The sequence below is a fragment of the Mesorhizobium sp. WSM4809 genome, from assembly GCF_055811655.1.
Window position 1 is genome coordinate 472,049 of record NZ_JBVVQW010000004.1, and the last position, 16,076, is coordinate 488,124.

Here is a 16,076-nt window from a genome sequence, read left to right on the forward strand (position 1 = left end):
GGCAAGGTGCGGAGGCGCCGCGCCGCGAGGAGCTCTTGGGGGATGGCATGAAAATAACGGTGCTCGGGGCCGGTGTCGTCGGTACGGCGGCCGCCTATTATCTGGCCAGCGACGGCCATGAGGTGACAGTGATCGAGCGCCATCCGGCGGCGGCACAAGGCACCAGCCAGTCCAATGCCGGCCTGGTGTCACCGGGTGACGCCACCGCCTGGGCCTCGCCGGCGGCTTTGAAGACTTTCCTGCGCGGGCTCTACAACCATGATCTCGGCATCAAGGTCAGGCTGCGCCTCGATCCCTATTTCCTCGCCTGGAGCCTGCGTTTCCTGCGCCAGTGCACGGTGGCGCGCCTGCGCGCCAACACCGACATCAAGCTCAGGCTCGCGCTCTATTCGCGTGACTGCATCAATGCGCTTTCGGAAGCGACCGGCATCCACTACGACGAGCGCAAGAAGGGCATCCTCTATTTCTTCCGCTCGCAAAAGAGCCTCGACACCGGTACCGACAATTACCGTTATCTTGCCAAGCACGGCCTGCCGATCGAAATCGTCGGCCGCGACCGGCTGGTCGAACTGGAACCAGGCCTTGCCGGCGTCAAGGACAAGATTGCCGGGGGCGTCTATTCGCCAACCGACCAGACCGGAGATTCCAAGCAGTTTGTCGACAGGCTGGCCGCCTATGCTGCCGAGAAGCTCGGCGTCAAATTCCTGTTCGGCACGACAGTCGAAGGCCTCGACATCGAGGGCGATCATGTGCGCGCGGTGATGACGTCGGCCGGCCCGGTCGCCGGCGATGCCGTGGTCATCTCGATGGGACCGGAGAGCGGCCTGCTCGGGCGCCGCTACGGCATCGACCTGCCTGTCTATCCGGTAAAAGGCTATACCGCGACGATTCCCCTGGAGGACGAAAGCAAGGGACCGACCATGGGCGGCGCCGACGAGGACCGGCTGATCGGCTATTCCAGGCTGGGCAACCGCTTGCGGATGTCCTCGACGGCTGAATTCACCGGCTTCGACCGAACTTTCAAGCCCGCCGATTTCAAGACGATCATCAGCACCGGCAGGGATCTTTTTCCGGGTGCCTTCGACGAGAAGAAGGCTGTGTTCTGGGCGGGTCTGCGGCCGATGATGCCCAACTCGGTGCCGGTCATCGGCCAGGCTCGCTACAAGAATCTTTATCTCGACACCGGCCACGGCCATGTCGGCTGGACCATGGCCTGCGGCTCGGGGAAAATCCTTGCCGACCTCGTTTCCGGCCGCAAGCCGGAGATCGACCCGCAGGGGCTGGTCTACGGGGGGTAGTGATGTCGGGACCGCAAGTCGCTATCGACCTTGGCCGCATCGAGCGCAATGCGCGCACAATCGTCGAGCGCTGCGCGCTGTCGGGCATAAAAGTGTTCGGCGTCACCAAGGGCACTTGCGGCATGCCGCAAGTGGCGCGCGCCATGTTGCGCGGCGGTGTCGCCGGCATCGCCGAATCGCGTTTCGAGAACATCCGCCGGCTGCGCGACAGCGGCATCAACGCGCCGATCATGCTGTTGCGCAGCCCGCCGATGGCGCGTGTCGAGGAGGTGGTGCGCACCGTCGACATCAGTCTGCAGTCGGAACTCGCCACCATCCGCGAGATATCGCGCATCGCCGAGCGCATGGGCCGCATCCACGACATCATGCTGATGATCGATCTCGGAGATCTGCGCGAAGGCATCTGGCCGAACGACCTGATCCCGACCGTCGAGCAGATACTGCAGTTCAAGGGCGTTCGCATTGCTGGCATCGGCACCAATCTCGGCTGCTTCGGCGCCATCATGCCGACGCCGGAAAATCTCGGCCAGCTCGTTGCCCACGCCTACAAGACCGAGCGCCTGTCCGGCAGAAGCCTCGACGTGATCTCCGGCGGCGCCTCGTCGTCGCTGCCGCTGCTGCTCGAAGGCAGGTTGCCGGCCGGCATCAACAACCTGCGGGTCGGCGAGGCGATCCTGCAGGGTGGTGTCGAGACCTTCCGCGACACGCCGTGGGCGGAGCTCGAACCCGATGCCTGCCGGCTGACAAGCGACATCATCGAGGTCAAGCTCAAGCCGTCACGGCCGATCGGCCAATCGGGTTACGACGCCTTCGGCAACCAGCCGGTCTTCCCCGACGAAGGCGACAGGCTGCGCGCCATCGCCAATATCGGCCGTGAGGATGTGCTGGTCGAGGGACTGACGCCGATCGCCAGGGGGATAAGGGTGCTCGGCGCCTCCAGCGATCATCTGCTTTTGGATGTCGCCGATGCCGACCCGAGGCCCTCCGTCGGCGACCGCGTCGCCTTCCGCATGAGCTATGGCGCCATGCTTTTGGCGATGACCTCGGAATATGTCGAGAAGGCCCCGATGCACGACGTCGAGGATTTTTCCGGCCGTAAGATGGTGCAGATCACGGCCGGGCAGGGGGCCGCCGGCATCCTGGCCCGGGAAAGCACCGGCGCCCGGCTGGAAGCGATGAACTTCGACGTGGTGGAACTCGCCGATGTCGAGCGGCCGCCATCGGGGCTGGTCCGGCTGATTGCCGGCGTCGATCGTCGCATCGCCCACAAGGCGCTGACCGCGACGGCGCGCGCGACGCATTCTTTCGGCCTGATCTGGATCGATTCCATCGCCGCCCTGATGCCAGAGGACGAGGAGGGCATCGACCTGCCGGAATGTTCGGTCCTGGCGCGATCGCTCGGGCTCGATCACAAGGCCGGCGCGCTGCAGCCGCAGCTGTCGCCGGAAAATGTCGTCATCGTCGGCCTGCGCCACGCCGATCCGGCCGAGGCGCGGGTGCTGAAGGATTCGCGCGTGTCGGCCTTCACCATGACCGACATCGACGCCATGGGCATGCGCGACCTGATGCATGAAGCGATCCGCATCGCCACCTCAGGCACGCAAGGCTTTCATGTCAGCTATTCGCCGACCGCAACCGAATTCGCCGGCTGGGCTGCGGGCTCCGGCGGGCTGACCGTGCGCGAAACGCACCAGGCGATGGAGGCGATCGCGCTCTCCGGTGGCTTGCTGTCGATGGATGTTTCGGGCCTGACGGCGGATCTGGAGCCGCGGATCGGCACCGACGCGGTCAACTTCGTCATGTCGGCTTTCGGCAAACGGATTCTCTGATCAGCCCTGCGCTTCGACTGCCCCCCGCCATGCGCTGACATAGTCGGCCCAGGCCGGGTCTACAGGCGGTTCTATTCTTTCGCCCTTGCCGTGCGTCGCCGGCCGATCGGATGCCAGCAGCGCGGCGCCGATGCTGGTGCCGGTGGCGGCCTCGGACCCAACAACGGCGCGCGCCGTGGCTGCCGCCAGCATGCCGACAAAGAGCCGGTTGCGGGCAAAGGGGCCTTCGACCGTGGTCGGGCCGTCCGCGCCGATCAACTCGAGGCAGGTTGCCGTCATCAATGCCAGATAGAACGAGATGGCGGCAAAGCGCTGGCCGCTGTTCAGGCCGTCGGCATTGACCCATGCCGCGGCATGGTGCGGGAACGGCCCCGAGCCTTGCTGGGTCGACGGCAGCAGCAGCATCTTTCGCGCCAGCACGGCGCCGACATCATCCTCGGTCCACTGCTCCGGCTGGTCCTTTGTCAGCACGGAAAACTCGCGGCCGCCCATGAAGCGCGCCGAGGGAACGGGATCGCCGAGTGCGTTGACATTGACCAGCGTGTCGCGCGCTGCATACAGCGCAATCTGTTTGCCGCCGACCCCCATCGACACCACCCAGGTGCCGGTCGAGACGACGGAGAAAGGCGGTTTGTCGGAGAGAAGATGCGGCAGCAGCGAGGCGTTGGAATCATGCAGGCCGCAGAACACCGGCGTTTGCGGATCCAGTCCGGTTCGCATCGCAACACTGGGCAGGATCGGGCCGAGGCGGTCGCTGGCCGGCCGCACCGGCGCCATCAGCCCGCGCCATTCCAGCCTGTCGACCAATGATGAAAAATCCGCCGTCCAAGGGTTCCACAGATCGGTGTGGCAGCCGAGCGAAGTCACCTCGTTGGCGGCGACACCGGTCAGGCGCAACGCCCAGTATTGCGGATACATCAGCATCGCGGCGGCCCTGGCGAATTCCGCCGGGAAGCTTTTCTGCTGCCAGAAGAATTGTGCTCCGAGATTGAGGCCGAGCGGCAGGCGCGGCGTGCCGGTCTCGGCGAAAGGGGGGCGGATCGCGTCATAATCCGGTGCCAGTCTATCAGGGCCATCGAACTCATAGTCGAGCACAGGCAGCACCAGTTCACCCGCCGCGTCGACCAGCACGCCGGTCGCGCCATGGGTGGTGATCGAAATGGCGTCGATGCGCTGTTCGCGGTTGAGACCGGCAAGGCTTTCGAGGATGAATGCCCACAAGGCCTCGACATCGTGATGCGGGTAGGGCGCCTGTCGCACCGGCGCATTGGACATGCGGCGCAGCGCCACCTCGCTCAACGTCGCGAGGTCGACCAGCGCCACCTTGGCGTTGGTCTTGCCGATGTCGATGACGGCGATGTGGCGCATCGCACTCATGCCATGTGGAACACGGTTTCCAACGGCACGGCCACCGGCTCGTTGTCCGGCCTGGTTTCCATGATGTCGGCCATTTCAGCCCACCAGCGCTGCATCACCGGATATCCGGGCAATTCGTCCATGCCGTGGTCGTCACGCCGCCACAGAACACCGAACAGGATATTGGTCTCCTCGTCGAGATGGATGGAATAATCGGAGACGCCGGCCTGCTTCAGCAGCGCGACCAGTGACGGCCAGATCTCGTCGTGGCGCTTCTTGTACTCGGCCTTCATGCCGGGCTTCAGCTTCATTTTGAACGCGTATTTCTGCGGCATCAGCGCCCTCCGCGCAATCGCCGCCAGACGATCGGCAAGGCGATGACGATGATCAGCAGCAGACCTATAAAGATCGACATGACGATGCCGGGCACATTGAGCAGGCCGAGCCCGAAGGTCACCAGTCCCATGATGAAGGCTGCGAGCACGACCCCAACAATGCTGCCGGCGCCGCCGAGGATACTGACGCCGCCGAGCACCACCATGGTGATGACTTCCAGCTCGTAGCCCTGCGCGATCGATGGCCGCGTCGAGCCGAGCCGCGAGGTGATCAGCACCGAGGCGATGCCCGACATCAGCCCGGTCAGGCAGAACAGGATGAACTTGGTGCGGCCGACGCGCACGCCGGAAAACTGCGCAGCTATCGGATTGTTGCCGATGGCGAAGACGCGTCGGCCGAAACTCGTACGGTGCAGCAGGAACCAGTAGACGACGGCCGCAATGAGGAAGAGCACCAGCTCGAACGACACCACCCACCAGACATAGCCCTGGCCGAAGAAGGCGAAGCTTGAGGGATAGCCCTTGTAGGCCTGGTCTCCGAGGATGATGAAGGCGATGCCGCGAAACAGGCTCATCGTGCCGATGGTGACGACGATCGACGGCAGACCGAGCCTTGTCACCAGCAGACCGTTGAAGGCGCCGCAGCCGAGCCCGACGACGATGCCGATCGCTACCAGCACCGGCGTGCCGGCGCCGGCCTGCACCGCCATGCCCATCATCGTCGACGCCAGCGCAATGATGGCGGCCACCGACAGATCGATCTCGCCCGAGATGATCAGCAGCGCCATGGCGAAGGCGATCAGGCCTTTCTCTGTGAAATTGAAGGTGAGATCGGACAGCGAATACGGGTCGAGGAAATAGGGCGAGGCGAAGCTGTTGATGGCGAAGATGGCGACGGCCACAACGACCAGCAGCGCTTCCCAGGAAAAGATCGCCGAACGGAACGGCTTGTCGAGCCGGTCGGGAATGTGGCGCGGGGCAGGGATGTCGGTCACGCCTCCACCTTTCTGAGGATGATGCGGCCTTGCTGGCGTTCGCCGCGCGCATTGAGCACGACGGCCAGGATGATGGCGCTGCCAGAAATCGCCATCTGCCAGAAGGGCGAGATGTTGATGACCGGCAGCGCGTTGGAGATGATGCCGAGGAACAATGCGCCGAGCACCGCGCCGCCGACCGAGCCGATGCCGCCGGCGATCGAGATGCCGCCGATGACGCAGGCGGCGATGATGTTGAGCTCATAGCCATTGGCGACCTCGACCGACGCGATCACATAGCGCGAGATCCAGAGATAGCCTGACAGGCCGCCGATCATGCCGGAGATGCAGAAGACGATGAACTTGGTGCGGCCGACATCGATGCCGGCATAGACGGAAGCCGTCGGGTTTACGCCGATGGCATAGATCGAGCGGCCGAGCGCGGTGCGCGTCATCAGGACGAAGAACAGCGCAATGACCAGGATGGCGATCCACGACAGCACCGGAATGCCGAGGAAGGCGGCGCGCTGAAAGCCGATGAAGTCCGGGCTCATCTTGTCGGCATTGACCCAGGCGCCACCGGACAGCACGAAGGTCGCGCCGCGATAGATGGTCAGCGTGCCCAATGTCACCACGATCGAAGGGATGTTCAGCCGCCAGACCAAAAGGCCGTTGATGGCGCCGAGCGCCAGACCGACGGCCAGCGCAATGACGATCAGCAGCGGGATCGGGATCGCCGGATGCGCGGCGTTCAGCATCGCCACCACCATGCCGGTGAAGCAGAGATTGGACGCCATCGACAGATCGATCGACCGGGTCAGGATGACCACCATCTGGCCGAGCGCCAGGATCATCAGGATCGAGGTGTCGTTGAACACCTGACGCAGATTGCCGGGGTCGGCAAAGGCCGGGAAACGCGTCGAAATCAGGCCGATCAGCACGACGATGGCCGCCAACAGCCAGATTTCACGGTATTTCAGGAAAGCCTTCATGCCGCGATCCCCGCTGCCGTCCGAACCAGCGTCTCGGCGTCCAACCCCTTGTTGTCGTAGACCGCCGCGACGAGCCCCTCGCGCATGACCACGACGCGGTCGGACATGCCGAGGATTTCGGGCAGCTCGGAGGACACCATGATCACCGACAGGCCTTGCGCCACCAACTCGGCCATGAAGCCGTGCACGGCGGCCTTCGAGCCGATGTCGATGCCCTTGGTCGGCTCGTCCAGGATGATCACCTTGGGCGACGTCGCCAGCCATTTGGCGATGACGATCTTCTGCTGGTTGCCGCCCGACAGCGTGCCGACGTCCTGGCTGAGCGAGGAGGCCCTGAGGTCGAGCCGCTCGGTGTAGGAGCGGGCCAGATCGAACTCCTCCGACAGCCGCAGCAGGCCGGACTTCGATGTGCGCTTGAGTGAAGGCAGCGAGACGTTCTGGAAGATCGGCAGGCCGATCACCACGCCTTGCTTGCCGCGTTCTTCGGGCACGTAGACGATCCCGGCATCGATCGAATCCGCCGCCGATTTCGGCGCGAGCGTCTTGCCTTCCAGCGTGATCGTGCCGGCTGATGTGCGGGTGATGCCCGATATCGCCTGCATCACCTCGCTGCGGCCGGCGCCGACCAGGCCGTAGAAGCCGAGGATCTCGCCCTTGTGCAGTTCGAAGCCGATGTCGTTGAATTCGGTCGGATGCGACAGGCCGGAAACGGAGAGCACCGGCGCGCCTATCTCGGCCTTGCGCTGCGGGAAGATGTGATCGACCGCGCGGCCGACCATCAGGCGCACGATCTGGCTCTGGCCGGCATCCTTGATCAGGCCTTCGCCGACCATCTCGCCATCGCGGAACACCGTGTAGCGGTCGGCGATACGGTAGATCTCGTCGAACTTGTGGCTGATGAACAGGATCGCCTTTCCGTCGCTCTTGAGGAACTCGATCAGCAAAAAGAGCTCCTCGATCTCCTTCATCGAGAGCGCGGCGGTCGGCTCGTCCATGATGACGATCTGCGCGTCGATCGACATGGCGCGCGCGACGGCGACCAGATGTTTGTTGGCGATGCCGAGGTCCTTCAACCGCGCGTCGGCGTCGATATGGCCGGCATGCATGGTGTCGAGCACTTCGCGCGCATTTTTGCGCATCGTGCGCCAGTCGATGGTGCGCAAACGCGTGCGCGGCGCATGGCCGAGAAAGATGTTTTCGGCGACGCTCAGATCGTCGAACAGCACGGTTTCCTGGTGGATGGCGGTGACGCCATGGCCAAAGGCGGCATGCGCGCTGGGCAGGGTGACGGCCTGGCCGTCGATGCTGATGGTACCTCCGTCGGGCTGGTAGATGCCGGTCATGATCTTGACCAGCGTCGACTTGCCGGCGCCGTTTTCGCCGATCAGCGCCGTCACCTGGCCGGGGTAGAGCGACAGGCTGACATTGTGCAGCGCGCGCACGCCGGGAAAGCTTTTTGAGATGCCGGACAGCGTCAGGCGTGGAGCCGGGGCCGGAGGCCGCTCCTTCACCGCGCCGTGTTGGGCTGTCGTGTCCATAATCGTATCAAGCCCTGAAACAAGGTTCGTTTAAAGTCGCGGCGGGACGTGAGCCCCGCCGCGTCAGCTCTAGAGAACTCCAGATCAATAGATCTTGGAGAACTTTTCGATGTTCGACTTGTCGAACTGGAAGGGCGGAGCCATCGCAGCCGAGTTGGTGTCGTCGAGCGTGACCTTGCCGACGCGGCCGATCGACAGCGTGGCGCCGGGCTTCGCCTCTTCCTTCTTCACCGCCAGATCATGGGCGAGGTAGACGGCCGAGTAGCCGAGGTCGATCGGGTTCCACAGGGCAACCGCCTGACTGGAACCGTTGTCGATGAACTTCTTGAACTCGGACGGCAGCGCGAGGCCGGTGACATTGACCTTGCCGATCAGGTTCTCGTCGGTGACGACCTGGGCGGCGGCGACGACGCCGACGGTGGTCGGCGCGATGATCGCCTTGAGGTTCGGATAGGACTTCAACAGGCCCTTGGCTTCGTCGGTGCTCTTGGCCGAATCGTCATCGCCATAGACGGTGGCGACGAGTTTGATCTTGGGGAACTTCTCCGGCAGGATTTTCTTGGCCGCGTCGATCCAGGCGTTCTGGTTGGTGGCGGTCGAGGAGGCCGACAGGATGGCGACCTCGCCGCCTTCCGGCAGGTGGTCGGCGGCAAGCTTGATGATGGTCTCACCGATCAGGCCGGTATCGGACGGGTTGAGGTGAAGCTGGCGGCCTTCCTTAGCGACGCCCGAATCCCACGAGATGACGGTGATGCCGCGTTCCATGGCCTTCTTCAGCACCGGCACCAAGGCGTCGGCGTCATTGGCCGAAATGGCGATGGCGTTGACCTTCTGCGCGATCAGCGAATTGACCACTTCGATCTGCGCTTCGGCGGTCGCCTTGGTCGGGCCGGTGTAGATGATGTCGACATCGCCGAGTTCCTTGGCCGCCTCTTCGGCGCCCTTGTTGGCGGCATCGAAGAAGCCGTTGCCGAGCGATTTCACCACCAGTGCGATCTTGACGTTTTCGGCATAGGCGGCATTCACGAACATGGCGGCTGAGAATGCAGCCGTCACCATCAATTTCTTCAAGAAGCTCATCGAATTTCCTCCCTTGAGCGTTGCATTCCATCGTCGCTGCGAGCGCGAGTTGGCCTCAGGCCTGCAGTGAAGATTCTTCCTTGTTGGTCGCGGATGTGCGGGCGACGATCAGCGTCACCCCCGCGGTCTCCAGCATCTTGGCTTCGCGATCCTCGATGCCGTCATCGGTGATGACGGTGGCGATGCGCGACAGGCCGCACAGGATCAGGCTGGAGCGTTTGCGGAATTTCGAGGAATCGACCAGCACCACCAACTCGTCGGCTTGGTCGATCAGTTTCTGCTCCGCCTGGATCAAAAGCGGATCGCCCTCCATCAGGCCGAGCGGCCCCAGACCCTGCGCGCCCATGAACATGCGGCGCGCATAGAAATTGCGCGTCACGTCATTGTCGAAGGGCGACAGGATGATGTTCTGCTCGCGATAAATGGTGCCGCCCGACAGCATCACCGTGTTCTTGGAGTGCTTGAGCAGGTGCTCGGCGATCGGGAACGAATTGGTGAAGATCGGCATGCGGCGGCCGGTCAGGAAATGCACCATCTGGAACGTGGTGGTGCCGCCATTGATGATGATTGGTTCGCCGTCCTTGCACAGCTCTACCGCTTCACGCGCGATCGACCGCTTCTGCGAGGCGTTGATCGTTTCGTTGACGGAAAAGGGCCGGCCGGCCAGCCCGATGAACTGCGGCGGCGAGATTGCCTCGGCGCCGCCGCGCACGCGCCGCAGCCGCTTCTGGACGTGGAGAGCCGCGATATCGCGCCGGATCGTCGCCTCGGAGGACTCCGTCAGGTCGACCATCTCCTGCACCGTCACCACAGGCTTTTCCTGGACGGCGGACAGAATGATCCTGTGGCGCTCTTTTTCGTGCATGGTTCCTCCCTGCCTGAGCATCTAGGCACCCAAAACGCGCAGTGTCAATCATTTCCGATCATATAATTTCATTGTGCAGTGCAATATGATCGATATTGATCGTTTGTGATTGACAAGCCGGCTGCTTCCGTGGAAATTCGGACCAAATGGCCGCGCCTTTTGCGTGCCTTTGGGAGGATTGCATATGCTCGACAAGCGCACCGGCGCGCGCCTCGCCAATCTGTGGGATGAGGCCAAGGCTCACGCTATGAGCGGGCCGGAACTTCTGGTCTACCGTTCGAACACACTTGGTTCCGACAAGCGCGTCACCAACTATGGCGGCGGCAACACGTCGTCGAAGATCTGGCAGAAGGATCCGCTCACCGGCGAGGATGTCGAAGTGCTGTGGGTCAAGGGATCAGGCGGCGACAGCGCCTCGATCAAGCTGGACGGCTTTGCCACGCTCTACATGGACAAGCTGCGCGCGCTAAAAGGTCTCTATCGCGGCGTCGAGCACGAAGATGAAATGGTCGGCTTCCTGCCGCACTGCACCTTCAACCTCAATCCACGCGCGGCCTCTATCGACACGCCGTTGCACGCCTACGTGCCGAAGCCTTTTGTCGACCACATGCATCCCGATGCCATCATCGCCATTGCCGCCGCGAAGGATTCGAAGGCGCTGACGAAAGAAATCTTCGGCGACGCCATCGGCTGGTTGCCGTGGAAGCGCCCGGGCTTCGAACTCGGCCTGTGGCTGGAGAAATTCTGCCTCGAACACCCCGATGCCAAGGGTGTCATCCTGGAAAGCCACGGCCTGTTCACCTGGGGCGACACCCCCAGGGAATGCTACGAGACGACGATCTCGGTGATCAACCAGGCGATCGAATGGTTCGAGCGCCGCTCCGAAGGTGTCGCTATCTTCGGCGGTGAAGTGGTCAAGGCACTCGACGCCACCGAGCGCCGTGCCATCGCGGCCAAACTGATGCCGAGGATTCGGGGCCTGATCTCGGAGAAGAGCCACAAAACAGGCCATTTCGACGATTCCGCCGCCGTGCTCGAATTCGTCAATTCCAGGGATCTGCGCCCGCTGGCGGCACTCGGCACCTCGTGCCCCGACCATTTCCTGCGCACCAAGATCCGCCCGCTGGTCATCGAATTCGATCCGGCCAAGCCCGATGTCGATGCGGTGATTGCGCGGCTTGCCGACGACATCGCAGCCTATCGCGTCGGCTACCAGGCCTACTACGACAGCTGCAAGCATCCGGACTCGCCCGCCATCCGCGATCCCAATGCCGTCGTCTACCTGATGCCCGGCGTCGGCATGTTCACCTTCGCCGGCGACAAGGCGACGGCGCGCATTTCGGGCGAATTCTATGTCAACGCCATCAACGTCATGCGCGGCGCCTCGACCGTCTCGTCCTATGTCGGCCTGCCTGCACAGGAAGCCTTCGACATCGAATACTGGCTGCTCGAGGACCTGAAGCTGCAGCGTATGCCGAAGCCGAAGTCGCTTGCCGGCCAGATCGCGCTGGTCACGGGTGGCGCCGGCGGCATCGGCCGCGCCACGGCCAACCGGCTGCTGCGCGAAGGCGCCTGCGTGGTGCTGGCCGACATAGACGAGGCAGCGCTGGCCAGCGCCAATGACGAACTGGCCAAGGTCTATGGCAAGGATTTCGTCCGCCCGGTGCTGATCAACGTCACGTCGGAGGACCAGGTTATCTCCGGCTTTGCCGAGACAGCGGTCGAGTTCGGCGGCATCGACATTCTGGTGTCGAATGCAGGGCTGGCCTCCTCGGCGCCGATCGAGGAGACGACGCTGGCGCTGTGGAACAAGAACATGGACATCCTGTCGACCGGTTACTTCCTGGTCTCGCGGGAAGCGTTCCGGCTGTTCCGCGCGCAGAAGATCGGCGGCAACGTCGTCTTCGTCGCCTCCAAGAACGGCCTTGCCGCATCGCCCAACGCCGCCGCCTATTGCACCGCCAAGGCCGCCGAGATCCATCTCGCCCGCTGCCTGGCGCTGGAGGGCGCGGAGGCGCAGATCAGGGTCAATGTCGTCAACCCGGACGCGGTGCTTCGCGGCTCGAAGATCTGGACCGGCGAGTGGAAGGAACAGCGCGCCGCCGCCTACAAGATGTCGACCGACGATCTGGAGGAGCACTATCGCTCGCGTTCGATGCTGAAGCGCTCGGTCTTCCCGGAAGACATCGCCGAAGCGATCTATTTCCTGGCGTCCGACATGTCGGCCAAGTCGACCGGCAACATCATCAATGTCGACGCGGGCAACGCCCAGAGCTTTACGCGCTAGCCGCTTCGCCCTTCTCCCCGTCACTATACGGGGAGAAGGTGCCGGCAGGCGGATGAGGGCAGCGCTGCCCGCATATATTTTGGGAGGAACCAGCACTTGTCCGAATCCATCATCTCCGCCGACCTCGTCGACAAGGACAACGGCGCGCGCAAGGCCGACCTCGAGCGCGACTACGCCTCGCTCGGCGAGCGCCTCGACCGTCGCGGCATCGCCATCGACGCCATCCGTGACAAGGTCGAGAAATTCGCGGTGGCGATCCCGTCCTGGGGCGTCGGCACCGGCGGCACCCGCTTTGCCCGCTTTCCCGGCGCCGGCGAGCCGCGCGACATCTTCGACAAGATCGAGGACTGTGCCGTCATCCAGCAATTGACGCAGGCGACGCCCACCGTCTCCCTGCACATTCCGTGGGACAAGGCCGACCCGAACCGGCTGAAGCAGGCGGCTTCGCGCTTTGGCCTCGGCTTCGACGCCATGAACTCCAACACTTTTTCCGACGCGAAGGACCAGGCGCTTTCCTACAAATTCGGCTCGCTGTCGCATGCCGATGCCGGCACGCGGCGGCAAGCGGTCGAGCACAATCTCAAATGTATCGAGATCGGCAAGACGCTGGGCTCCAAGGCGCTGACGGTGTGGATCGGCGACGGTTCGAACTTCCCGGGCCAGGTCAATTTCGCCAAGGCGTTCGAGCGCTATCTCGACGCCATGAAAGAGGTTTACGCCGGACTGCCCGCCGGCTGGAAGCTGTTCAGCGAGCACAAGATGTACGAGCCGGCCTTCTATTCCACCGTCGTGCAGGACTGGGGCACCAACTACATGATCGCGCAGGAGTTAGGCGACAAGGCGTTCTGTCTCGTCGACCTCGGCCATCATGCCCCCAACGTCAACATCGAGATGATCGTCTCGCGGCTGATCCAGTTCAAGAAGCTCGGCGGCTTCCATTTCAACGATTCGAAATATGGCGACGACGATCTCGATGCCGGTTCGATCGACCCCTACCGGCTGTTCCTCGTCTTCAACGAACTGGTCGATGCCGAACTGTCCGGCGCCGAAGGTTTCGATCCGGCGCACATGCTCGACCAGAGCCATAACGTCACCGACCCGATCGAAAGCCTGATGCTGTCGGCGGTCGAGGTGCAGCGCGCCTATGCGCAGGCGCTGCTGGTCGACCGCAAGGCGCTGGAAGGTTTTCAGGACTTGAACGACGCGCTGATGGCGACGCAGACGCTGAAAGCCGCCTACCGCACCGATGTCGAGCCGATCCTCGCCATGGCGCGGCTGAAGACTGGCGGCGCCATTGATCCGGTCGCGGCGTATCGTGCGGCGGGTTACCGCGCCAAGGTCGCGGCGGAACGTCCCGCGGTCGCCGGTGGCTCGGGCGGCATTGTCTGAGGCCGAGCCGGGCCCCTCATCCGGCCGCTTTGCGGCCACCGCCCTCCGGGCGTTCGTTGTTCGAAAAGCCAAGCAGTTGGCTTTTGGCCCGCTGCGCGGACCACGCCTCACCCCCGCTGGGGAGAAGAGACTGACGTCAGCGCTGACAACCTCCTCTCCCCTCGGGGAGAGGTCGGATTGCCTCGAATTGCGCTTCGCAATTCAGTTGGCAATCCGGGTGAGGGGGCTCTTTCTCACGCTCCCTTAATTGTTAGTGGACTCGATCAGTCCAACACGGTCTTCTAGGCGTCCCCGCCCGGAGAACTGCCATGCCTCTCAACCGTCGGACATTGATCGCCGCCAGTCTTTCCATCACCTTCGCCCTCGCGCCATTGACGGGGGTCTTCGCCGCATCGCCTGCGCCAGCCAAGGGCGAGCACGGCATGGTGGTGACGGCCCAGCATCTGGCGTCCGAAGTCGGTATCGAGGTGCTGAAAAAGGGCGGCAATGCTGTCGATGCCGCAGTCGCCGTCGGCTATGCGCTCGCGGTCGTCTACCCCAATGCCGGCAATATCGGCGGCGGCGGCTTTATGACCATCCGCTTCAAGGACGGCAAATCGACCTTTCTCGATTTTCGCGAGCGGGCGCCGCTGGCGGCGACAAAAACCATGTATCTCGACAAGGACGGCAACCCGGTGAAGGGGGCCAGTCTCGACGGCTATCTTGCGGTCGGCGTGCCGGGTTCGGTGGCCGGTCTGGAGATGGCCCGCGAAAAATACGGCAAATTGTCCCGCCAGGATTTGATGGCGCCGGCAATCGGCTATGCCAGGGACGGCTTCATCCTCAACCAGGGCGACGCCGCCTCGTTTGCCGGCAGCGCCGACAGGCTGGCGAAGGACCCCGCGGCCGCCGCCATATTCCTGAAACCCGACGGCAAGCCCTATGGCATCGGCGAGCGGCTGGTCCAGCCCGACCTCGCGGCGTCGCTCGCCGCCATTTCCGAAGAGGGTACGGATGCCTTTTACAAAGGCGCCATCGCCGATGCCATCGTCAAGGCGAGCGGCGCCAAGGGCGGCATTCTCGCCAAACCGGATTTCGAGCAATATGCGGTGCGCGAACTCAAGCCCGTGACCTGCACCTATCGCGGCTATGAGATCACCTCCTCGCCGCCGCCCAGCTCCGGCGGCGTCATCATCTGCGAAATCCTCAACGTTCTGGAGGGCTATCCCTTGTCCTACCTCGGTGCCGGTTCGGCTGAGACGGTCCACGTCATGGTCGAGGCGATGCGCTACGCCTATGTCGACCGCAATTCCGCGCTCGGCGATCCCGATTTCGTCGACAATCCGGTCTCGAAATTGCTTGATAAGGCCTATGCCAAGGATATCCGCGACAAGATCGACCCGTTCCGGGCCGGCGTGTCGCAGGATCTGATGCCGAAGGGCTTTGGCGAGAGCAAGGAGACGACGCATTATTCGATCATCGACGATGAAGGCAATGCGGTCGCGGTCACCTACACGCTGAATGGCTCCTTCGGAGCCGGCGTCGTCGCCGACGGCACCGGCATCCTGCTCAACAACGAAATGGACGATTTCACCCAGAAACCCGGCGTGCCCAATCTCTACGGCCTTGTCCAGGGCGAGGCCAACGCCATCCAGCCGAAGAAGACGCCGCTGTCGTCGATGAGCCCGACCGTGGTCGCCAAGGACGGCAAACCGTTCATGGTCATCGGCAGCCCGGGTGGCTCGCGCATCATCACGATCACGCTGGAAGCGATCGTCAATGTCATCGACCACGGCATGAACATCCAGGAGGCGATCGACGCGCCTCGCATCCACCATCAATGGCTGCCCGACAAGGTTTATGTCGAGCCGTTCGGCCTGTCGCCGGACACAGAAAAGCTGCTGGCCGGCATGGGATATCACCTCGATCTCGCTGACCAGACCTGGGGGCAGGCGGCCGGCATCCTGGTCGGCGGCAAGAGCCTGGCGGAAATCGAGAAGGGCGGCGGCGCGCGCTACAACGGCGCCATCGACAGCCGCGCGGCCTCTGGCGAGGCGCTCGGATACTGATAGCTCGGAGGAAAAACTTGGTGCAGCGTGGCGATTCGGGTTGATCGCCCGCTGCTCAAGTGGATCGGCTCACACCGATTTGGCC

General features: G+C 63.5%; 12 protein-coding genes. 5 read left to right on the top strand and 7 right to left on the bottom strand.

What is annotated here, in order from left to right; all coding sequences use genetic code 11:
* The first annotated feature begins 47 nt into the window (after positions 1–47).
* Together AC0L24_RS13490 and AC0L24_RS13495 are read left to right on the top strand one after the other, a co-directional pair.
* Positions 48–1,298, top strand: coding sequence for a D-amino acid dehydrogenase (locus AC0L24_RS13490; protein WP_127807918.1), 1,251 nt, complete (start codon positions 48–50; stop codon positions 1,296–1,298).
* Positions 1,299–1,300: 2 nt separating this feature from the next.
* Positions 1,301–3,127, top strand: coding sequence for an alanine racemase (locus AC0L24_RS13495; RefSeq protein WP_127271726.1), 1,827 nt, complete (start codon positions 1,301–1,303; stop codon positions 3,125–3,127).
* On the opposite strand, the gene AC0L24_RS13500 is transcribed toward AC0L24_RS13495, so the two are convergent.
* The 7 genes from AC0L24_RS13500 to AC0L24_RS13530 form a co-directional block, all read right to left on the bottom strand.
* A complete protein-coding gene (locus AC0L24_RS13500; protein ID WP_473563794.1) occupies positions 3,128–4,504 on the bottom strand; it encodes an FGGY-family carbohydrate kinase in 1,377 nt (458 codons plus the stop codon).
* A complete protein-coding gene (gene rhaM / locus AC0L24_RS13505; RefSeq protein ID WP_127330852.1) occupies positions 4,501–4,818 on the bottom strand; it encodes an L-rhamnose mutarotase in 318 nt (105 codons plus the stop codon). The genes AC0L24_RS13500 and rhaM overlap by 4 nt, the downstream gene beginning before the upstream one ends.
* Positions 4,818–5,813: an ABC transporter permease gene (locus AC0L24_RS13510; RefSeq protein WP_127396711.1), complete on the bottom strand. Its 996-nt coding sequence runs from the start codon at positions 5,811–5,813 to the stop codon at positions 4,818–4,820. Before AC0L24_RS13510 ends, rhaM begins: the two co-directional genes overlap by 1 nt.
* Positions 5,810–6,784 carry an ABC transporter permease gene (locus AC0L24_RS13515; RefSeq protein WP_127807916.1) on the bottom strand — a complete coding sequence of 325 codons (975 nt, stop codon included), beginning with the start codon at positions 6,782–6,784 and terminating at the stop codon, positions 5,810–5,812. The genes AC0L24_RS13510 and AC0L24_RS13515 overlap by 4 nt, the downstream gene beginning before the upstream one ends.
* Positions 6,781–8,322 carry a sugar ABC transporter ATP-binding protein gene (locus AC0L24_RS13520; protein ID WP_127807915.1) on the bottom strand — a complete coding sequence of 514 codons (1,542 nt, stop codon included), beginning with the start codon at positions 8,320–8,322 and terminating at the stop codon, positions 6,781–6,783. Before AC0L24_RS13520 ends, AC0L24_RS13515 begins: the two co-directional genes overlap by 4 nt.
* An 84-nt stretch (positions 8,323–8,406) precedes the next feature.
* Positions 8,407–9,402, bottom strand: a complete 996-nt coding sequence (gene rhaS, locus AC0L24_RS13525) for a rhamnose ABC transporter substrate-binding protein (protein WP_013533599.1) — start codon at positions 9,400–9,402, stop codon at positions 8,407–8,409.
* A 55-nt stretch (positions 9,403–9,457) separates the two neighbouring features.
* Positions 9,458–10,267, bottom strand: coding sequence for a DeoR/GlpR family DNA-binding transcription regulator (locus AC0L24_RS13530; protein ID WP_127397397.1), 810 nt, complete (start codon positions 10,265–10,267; stop codon positions 9,458–9,460).
* Between the two features lie 184 nt (positions 10,268–10,451).
* Between AC0L24_RS13530 and AC0L24_RS13535 the strand changes: the two genes are divergently transcribed.
* From AC0L24_RS13535 to ggt, 3 genes are all read left to right on the top strand, one after another.
* Positions 10,452–12,554 (top strand): bifunctional rhamnulose-1-phosphate aldolase/short-chain dehydrogenase, encoded by a 2,103-nt coding sequence (locus AC0L24_RS13535; protein WP_127807914.1) that lies wholly within the window; start codon positions 10,452–10,454, stop codon positions 12,552–12,554.
* 96 nt (positions 12,555–12,650) lie between these two features.
* Positions 12,651–13,943 carry an L-rhamnose catabolism isomerase gene (rhaI, locus tag AC0L24_RS13540; RefSeq protein ID WP_127807913.1) on the top strand — a complete coding sequence of 431 codons (1,293 nt, stop codon included), beginning with the start codon at positions 12,651–12,653 and terminating at the stop codon, positions 13,941–13,943.
* Positions 13,944–14,251: 308 nt separating this feature from the next.
* Complete coding sequence (gene ggt / locus AC0L24_RS13545; protein ID WP_127807912.1) at positions 14,252–15,991, top strand: gamma-glutamyltransferase; 1,740 nt, start codon at positions 14,252–14,254, stop codon at positions 15,989–15,991.
* Positions 15,992–16,076 lie beyond the last annotated feature (85 nt).